At 65.4% G+C, this 7,683-nt stretch carries 5 protein-coding genes; 2 read left to right on the forward strand and 3 right to left on the reverse strand.

Annotated elements, in window-relative coordinates; genetic code table 11:
• Window positions 1-54 precede the first annotated feature (54 nt).
• On the forward strand, window positions 55-849 hold the full coding sequence (locus Q4F04_RS04505; protein WP_303368636.1) for a class II glutamine amidotransferase: 795 nt from the start codon (window positions 55-57) through the stop codon (window positions 847-849).
• Window positions 850-870: 21 nt separating this feature from the next.
• Here Q4F04_RS04505 and aroC read toward each other — a convergent pair whose 3' ends face one another.
• On the reverse strand, window positions 871-1,971 hold the full coding sequence (gene aroC / locus Q4F04_RS04510; RefSeq protein WP_303368637.1) for a chorismate synthase: 1,101 nt from the start codon (window positions 1,969-1,971) through the stop codon (window positions 871-873).
• 227 nt (window positions 1,972-2,198) lie between these two features.
• On the opposite strand from aroC, the gene Q4F04_RS04515 reads away from it, so the two are divergent.
• On the forward strand, window positions 2,199-2,693 hold the full coding sequence (locus tag Q4F04_RS04515; RefSeq protein ID WP_303368638.1) for a BrnA antitoxin family protein: 495 nt from the start codon (window positions 2,199-2,201) through the stop codon (window positions 2,691-2,693).
• 1,180 nt (window positions 2,694-3,873) lie between these two features.
• Here the strand turns inward: Q4F04_RS04515 and carB are convergent.
• Together carB and Q4F04_RS04525 are read right to left on the reverse strand one after the other, a co-directional pair.
• A complete protein-coding gene (gene carB, locus Q4F04_RS04520; RefSeq protein ID WP_303368639.1) occupies window positions 3,874-7,212 on the reverse strand; it encodes a carbamoyl-phosphate synthase large subunit in 3,339 nt (1,112 codons plus the stop codon).
• Between the two features lie 97 nt (window positions 7,213-7,309).
• On the reverse strand, window positions 7,310-7,683 hold a 374-nt coding region (locus Q4F04_RS04525), incomplete at its 5' end, for a FlgD immunoglobulin-like domain containing protein (RefSeq protein ID WP_303368640.1).

Genomic DNA, 7,683 nt, shown 5'->3' on the forward strand with positions numbered 1-7,683 from the left:
TTTTCCGCCCGGCTGCTGCTAGTTTCCCGCAAAACACCAATGCGGGGGACAGGAATGTGTCGCTGGGCGGCCTATCTGGGCAGGCCGATCTATCTTGAGGACATCGTCAGTCGGCCCGGCCATTCGCTGGTCCGGCAGAGCCACGGCGCCGTCCGCTGCCAGACGCCCGTGAACGCCGACGGCTTCGGCCTCGCCTGGTATGGCGAACGGGACGAGCCCGGCCTTTACCGCGACGTCATGCCCGCATGGTCCGATCCCAACCTGCGCAGCCTGACGGCAACGGTGAAGTCGCATCTGTTCATGGCCCATGTCCGCGCCTCGACCGGGACGGCCACCAGCCGCAACAACTGCCATCCCTTTGCGGTCGGCCGCTGGTCCTTCATGCACAACGGCCAGTTCGGCGGCTATGACACCTGGCGCCGCGCGGCCGAGGTGCTGATCCCCGACGAGCTTTACCCCCATCGCAAGGGCGCGACCGATAGCGAGGCGCTGTTTCTCGGCGCCTTGGGCGAGGGGCTGGTGGACGACCCCTGCGGCGCGCTGGCCCGCGCCACGGCGCGCTTCGAGGCGCTGGCGAGGCGGCGCGGCACCCTGCCTCATGTCCGCCTGACCTGCGCCTTTTCGGACGGCCAGCGGCTTTATGCGGCGCGCTACGCCACGGATGACCATGCGCCGACGCTGTATCATCGCTGGTCAGAGACACGTCAGGGGCGCGCCGTCGTCTCCGAGCCGCTGGAGGCTGACGAGGCGGACTGGCTGGAAGTGCCGCCCGGCTCTTTCTGCGAATTCGAGGGCGACCGGGTGACCATCACGCCCTTTGTCGTCGAGCCGCTGCGCGAAGCCGCGTAGGTGTCGCCATGCGGCGGGCGTTCAGCCGATCACCCCTCGCGTGCCGCCCGTCTGGGCGCGGTCCAGCAGCAGGTGGTCGAGGATCACGCAGGCCGCCATCGCCTCGGCCACCGGCACCGCGCGGATGCCGACGCAGGGATCGTGGCGGCCCTTGGTGACAAGCTCGATCTCCTCGCCTGCGCGGTTGATCGTCCGGCGCGAGGTCAGGATCGAGCTGGTGGGCTTCACCGCAAAGCGCAGCACGATGTCCTGCCCCGTGGAAATGCCCCCGAGGATGCCGCCCGCGTGGTTCGACAGGAACTCGGGTCCGTCCGGTCCCATGCGGATCTCGTCTGCGTTTTCGGTCCCGCGCAGGCGTGCCGCGGCCATGCCCTCGCCGATTTCCACGGCCTTGACGGCGTTGATCGACATCATCGCCGCTGCGAGATCGGTGTCGAGCTTTGCGTAGACCGGCGCGCCGAGGCCCGGCGGGCACCCCTGGATCAGCACTTCGACAACCGCGCCGACGCTGTCCTGATCCTTGCGGATGCGGGACAGGTAGTCGGTCCATTCGGGGACTGCCGCAGGGTCGGGAAGGAAGAAGTCATTGCGGTCTATTTCGCTCAGGTCAAAGCGCGTGTGATCGATGGTCAGTTCGCCCATCTGCACCATATAGCCTGTAATGGTCAGGTGTTGCGCCAATTCGCGCAGGACCGCGCGGGCGACGCCACCTGCCGCGACGCGGGCGGCGGTTTCGCGGGCGCTGGACCGGCCGCCGCCGCGATAGTCGCGGTGGCCGTATTTCAGGTGATAGGTGATGTCGGCATGGCCGGGGCGGAAGGCCTGGGCGATCTCGCCATAATCGCGGCTTCGCTGGTCGGTGTTCTCGATCATCAGCTGGATCGGGGTGCCGGTCGTGCGGCCCTCGAAGACGCCCGAGAGAATCCGAACGGAATCAGGCTCTTGCCGCTGCGTGGTCATCTTCGACTGGCCGGGGCGGCGGCGGTCGAGGAAGGGCTGAATCGCGGCCTCGTCCAAGGGGATGCCGGGGGGGCAGCCGTCCACGGTGGCGCCGAGCGCGGGGCCGTGGCTTTCGCCCCAGGTGGTGACGGTGAAGATGCGGCCGAAGCTGTTGACGCTCATGCGGAAAACCCCTTTGCGACGGCATAGGCGAGGGGGGCGCGCGGTGCAACGGGGCGCGCTTTCGGAACTCCGGCCCCTGCCTGTTGGGTCGGGATTTCCCCGGGAAATGCGCTGCATATCCGATGCACGGGGGATGCACACACCATGCACAAGTGATGCGAACGCCGCGTTGAGGGGGCGTTAACCCCGTTCCGCCAGACTGCGGGCACAGGGGCAGGGGGGCGCGCATGGGCGAGACGAAGGCCGAGACGGCGAGGCGGATCAACTATCACTATATGGCCGACGCGATGCGGCGGCTGGAGTGGGACCTGCACCAGAAGGTCCTGACTGAGGGGCGCATCCCCGAGGCCTGGCACGAGATCGCGCGCGAGCGCGGCGAGGCCAAGCGCATCCGGGTGACGATCGCGCTGGAGGAGGACGTGGTCCGCTTCTTCCGCGGCATGGGCGAGGGCTATGGCCCCCGCATGAACGCGGTCCTGCGCGCCTTCATGCACGCGCGGCTGGCGGGCCTTCTGCGCGGGGGCGAGACGATGGACTACCTGTCCCGCCGCGAGGGCGAGGGGCTGGACGGCCGCAAGCCGGGCTGGGGCGAGGCGCAGGCGGCCTACGAGGACCTCGGCCCCGACGCCGCCCGGCTGATGAGCGACGAGCCGGGGGTGCCTCTGGGTGAGGAGAAGCGGGCGGGGCGGGCGGATACGATGGCGTGGTTGAGGGGGAGGTAGGGTGAGGGTGCCACGCCGTTGCGGATTGGTGAGGTGAAACCCACCCCACACTTGCTATGCTTGACGTCACCAACGCATTTGTGGAGATTTACTATCAAATAGCTGCTATAAGAATGCGTATGTGAGTGGCCTAGAAGGGAGCTAGTTAGTAATCGAGCCAATGACTTGAAACAATGCTCGCTTGGGCCTCAAGACTTGTTTCTTTGTGGCCCGTCGAATGTGGAGATATGTTGTCCTAGGTCATCTGTGCTGGTTTGCTGTCTGGCTGCATATGCGGGTGGGCAGGTCGTCATGAATACTGTTCTGAACGAGCACTCGGTTCTGTACATTGTACTATCTGAGTGGGTTCCGCCACTGATTACAATTTTGATTGGTGGGGTTCTTGCATCTGTTTTGTTCCCTCGCTGGCAGGACCAGCATGCGCGCTACCATGCACGGGAAGATAGAAAGTTAGCTTTAGCCGAAGAATTTTCTCGAAACATAACTCGCTACTTGGTTTGTTGGAGGCGCTTAAGGACTATTGCAGAACTTGAGCTGTCGCGCTCTGATGGGCTCACAGAGGCTGAATTTGAGCGCAAGAAGAAATTTGTGGAAGCGCGCGATACAGCTAGAGATGCCCTGATGGACACTCTTTGTAGTCTTGGAGTTTATTTTTCGAATAATGTTAGGGCATCGATAGACGATTTTATAAGATGGGACGAGGCGTGTTGCTCTAGTCGGATAAACGACTTGCCGCCTCGCGAGGATTACACAAAGAAACGTCAAGAACTAATAGCGGTTGTGCACAGAGAGGTTGCGAGATGATGCGCTTCCTCGTTGTTTTTGTGGGCTGTGTAATCGTTATATGCCATCCGGGTTCAAGTTCAGGTCAAGGATTTCTGCCTGGTCTGCTTCCCGATTTAGACTGTCCGGGTCCTGGATGCCCTGCAGGCAGCATAGGCCCTGCTCTAAGATTCCCAGAATCGGCTATAGGCCCGTCCTCTAAGCCACTAATTGGTCTAGATTGTCCGGACCCTGGGTGCCCTGCAGGCAGCATTAGCCCTGATCTAAGACTTCCAGAATCAGCTATAAACCCGGGCTCTAAACCATTAATTGATCTTGACTGTCCAGGCCCCGGCTGCCCGGGGCGCACAATATCTCCAAGTCTCAAGTTCTAACTGTCCAAAACCTGCAGCAAGCATCACCCCTGCAACGTCCGCACCCCCACGTCCCCTTCCTCGCGTGACTTGATCGCCGCCACGGCGGCGATCGCTCCCGCTGCCGTCGTGAAATAGGGGATCTTGTCGTACAGCGCGACCGAGCGGATGTCGCGGGAATCGGCGATGGCCTGCGCGCCTTCCGTGGTGTTCAGGACCATCGCGATGTCGCCGTTCTTCAGGCGGTCCACGATGTTCGGGCGGCCTTCGTAGACCTTGTTGACCAGCTCGGCCCGGACCTCGGCGCCGCGCAGGAAATCGGCCGTGCCGCGGGTGGCGATCAGGGTGAAGCCCATCCCGACCAGGTCGCGCATGGCGGCGGCCATCTCGGGCGTCTTGTCGGCGTCCTTGACCGAGACGAAGACGCGGCCGCCTTCCGGCAGATGCGTGCCCGCGCCCATCTGCGCCTTGAGGAAGGCGCGGGGGAAGTTGCGGTCCCAGCCCATGACCTCTCCGGTGGAACGCATCTCCGGCCCCAGCAGCGTGTCGACGCCGGGGAAGCGGGCGAAGGGCAGCACGGCCTCCTTGACCGAGAACCAGGGCGTGACCGGGTCGGCCAGCGTCATGGGGTCGGCGTAGGGCAGGGGCGTGTCGGGGCCGACGCCCGCGGGATAGGCGGGGCGGAGAGGGAAGTTCGCCATCGGCTCGCCCGCCATCAGCCGCGCGGCGATCGAGGCGATGGCGCTGTCGGTGGCCTTGGCGACGAAGGGCACGGTGCGCGAGGCGCGGGGGTTGACCTCAAGGACGAAGATCTCGCCGTCCTTGATGGCGAACTGCACGTTCATCAGGCCGACGACGTTCAGCGCGAGCGCCATCGCGGTGGTCTGGACCTTAAGTTCCTCGATGGTGGCGGCGTCCAGCGTGTGGGGCGGCAGCGAGCAGGCCGAGTCGCCCGAATGGACGCCGGCTTCCTCGATATGCTCCATGATGCCGGCGACATGGACGGTCTTGCCGTCCGACAGCGCGTCCACATCCACCTCGATCGCGCCCGAGAGATAGCTGTCGAGCAGCACGGGGTTCTTGCCGGACACCTGCACGGCGGTCGTGATGTAGCGGTTGAGGTGGTCGGTGTCGCGCACGATCTCCATCGCGCGGCCGCCGAGGACGTAGGAGGGGCGGATCACCAGCGGGAAGCCCACGCGCTGCGCGATCTCGCGCGCCTCGTCGGCGGAATGGGCGATGCCGTTGACGGGCTGCTTGAGGTTCAGGTCGTTCAGCAGGCGCTGGAAGCGCTCGCGGTCCTCGGCCAGGTCGATGGCGTCGGGGGTGGTGCCTAGGATCGGGATGCCCTCGTCCTTGAGCGCCTGCGCCAGCTTCAGCGGCGTCTGGCCGCCGAACTGGACGATGACGCCGTGGAGGGTGCCGTTTTCCTGTTCCACCCGCAGGATTTCGAGGACGTGCTCCAGCGTCAGCGGCTCGAAATACAGGCGGTCCGAGGTGTCGTAGTCGGTGCTGACGGTCTCGGGGTTGCAGTTGACCATGATGGTCTCATACCCCGCGTCGGTCAGCGCGAAGCAGGCGTGGCAGCAGCAGTAGTCGAACTCGATCCCCTGGCCGATGCGGTTGGGACCGCCGCCGAGGATGACGACCTTCCTGCGGTCGCTGGGGCGCGCCTCGTCCTCGACCTCGCCCATCGCGGGGGTCTCGTAGGTCGAGTACATGTAGGGGGTCTGGGCCTCGAACTCGGCCGCGCAGGTGTCGATGCGTTTGAAGACGGGCAGGATGCCCATGCCGCGGCGGGCGCGGCGGATGGCGGTCTCGGTCTGGCCGGTCAGATGCGCAAGGCGGGCGTCGGTGAAGCCCATCATCTTGACGCGGCTGAGGCCTTGGGCGTCAGAGGGCAGGCCGTGGTGGCGGATCTCGTGCTCGGCCTCGACGATCTCGCGGATGCGGGACAGGAACCAGGGGTCGAAGCTGGTGACGCGGTGGATTTCATCGTCCGAGAGGCCCGCGCGCATGGATTCGGCGATGACGCGGATGCGGTCTGGGGTCTGGCGCGACAGGGCCTTGATGAAGGCGGGCTTGCCTTCCTCGGCGGCGCCCTCGATGGCAATCTCGTCGAGGCCGGTCAGGCCATTCTCCATCGAGGCCAGCGCCTTCTGCAGCGATTCGTGGAAGGTGCGGCCGATGGCCATGACCTCGCCCACCGACTTCATCGCGGTGGTCAGGTCGGGCTTGGCGCCGGGGAATTTTTCAAAGGCGAAGCGGGGGATCTTGGTCACGACATAGTCGATGGACGGCTCGAAGCTGGCCGGCGTGACCTTGGTGATGTCGTTGTCCAGTTCGTCCAGCGTGTAGCCGACGGCGAGCTTCGCTGCGATCTTGGCGATGGGGAAGCCGGTGGCCTTGGACGCCAGCGCCGAGGAACGCGACACGCGCGGGTTCATCTCGATCACGACCATACGGCCGTCGGCGGGGTTCACGGCCCACTGGACGTTCGAACCGCCGGTTTCGACGCCGATCTCGCGCAGGACCGCGATCGAGGCCGAGCGCATCCGCTGGTATTCGCGGTCGGTCAGCGTCAGGGCAGGGGCCACCGTGATCGAATCGCCGGTGTGGACGCCCATTGGGTCCACGTTCTCGATGGAACAGACGATGATGGCGTTGTCGTTGCTGTCGCGGACCACCTCCATCTCGTATTCCTTCCAGCCGAGCAGGCTTTCGTCCACCAGCACCTGCGCGACCGGCGAGGCGTCGAGGCCGGAGCGCACGATGGCCTCGTAGTCGTCGCGGTTATAGGCGACGCCGCCGCCGGTGCCGCCCAGCGTGAAGGCGGGGCGGATGATGGCGGGCAGGCCGATCTCCTCCAGCGCCTCCATCGCTTGCGCCACGCCGGCCGAGATGTCGTATTTTCCATTCGCCAGCTTCGGGGCCGAGACGATGGTGGCGCGGGGGTTTTCCAGCCCGATCCGGTCCATGGCCTCGCGGAAGAGCTTGCGGTCCTCGGCCATCTCGATGGCGGCCCGCTGGGCGCCGATCAACTCGACGTTGTATTTTTCCAGCGCGCCCATGTCGGCCAGCGCCAAGGCTGTGTTCAGCGCGGTCTGCCCGCCCATCGTCGGCAGCAGGGCGTCGGGACGCTCGGCGGCGATGATCTTTTCCACGATCTCGGGGGTGATCGGCTCGATATAGGTCGCGTCGGCCATGCCGGGGTCGGTCATGATCGTCGCGGGGTTCGAGTTCACCAGGATGACCCGGTAGCCTTCCTCGCGCAGCGCCTTGCAGGCCTGGGCGCCCGAATAGTCGAACTCGCAGGCCTGGCCGATGACGATGGGTCCGGCGCCGATGATCAGGATCGAGGAGATATCGGTTCGTTTCGGCATGGCTTCCCCTCGGGCGATTGTCGGCGTGCAAATCGTCGGGGGTTATAGACAGCGATGGCGCTTCCGCAAGGGCGCGCGGGCCGGACGCGGCGTGAACTCAGCGCGATTCGCGCAGGGCCGTCACCTCGCTTTCCAGCGCGCGCGCCCCGCCGGGCAGCGACAGCCTGACGCCCTCGGCGGTCAGTTCGGCCCCGGTGACGCGGGCAAAGGCGCCCACGGCGCTGGTCCCGAGGATTTCGCTGCCACGATGGCTGACCAGCTTGAAGCTGTAGAGACCCTCGGCCAGCGGCCCTTCGGCTCTGCGGCCCACCCAGTCGACCTCGCCCGTCCCAAGGCCGATGCTTTCGCGCAGCACCTCACGCCCGTTGCGGTCAAGCGTGACCAGTTCGACCCGGTCGGCGGCGGTTTCGGGCTGGATGTCCAGCGTGATCGGCTGGCCGTCAAAGGCGACCGGAGCGGTGGTGCGGATAT

The sequence above is a fragment of the Paracoccus sp. (in: a-proteobacteria) genome, from assembly GCF_030536915.1.
In the GTDB taxonomy this organism is placed as follows: Bacteria; Pseudomonadota; Alphaproteobacteria; order Rhodobacterales; family Rhodobacteraceae; genus Paracoccus.

Coding starts and splice junctions, on each gene's coding strand:
- carB (WP_303368639.1), bottom strand. CDS start 7,212: ATGCCGAAACGAACCGATATCTCCTCGATCCTGATCATCGGCGCCGGA.
- Q4F04_RS04505 (WP_303368636.1), top strand. CDS start 55: ATGTGTCGCTGGGCGGCCTATCTGGGCAGGCCGATCTATCTTGAGGAC.
- aroC (WP_303368637.1), bottom strand. CDS start 1,971: ATGAGCGTCAACAGCTTCGGCCGCATCTTCACCGTCACCACCTGGGGC.
- Q4F04_RS04515 (WP_303368638.1), top strand. CDS start 2,199: ATGGGCGAGACGAAGGCCGAGACGGCGAGGCGGATCAACTATCACTAT.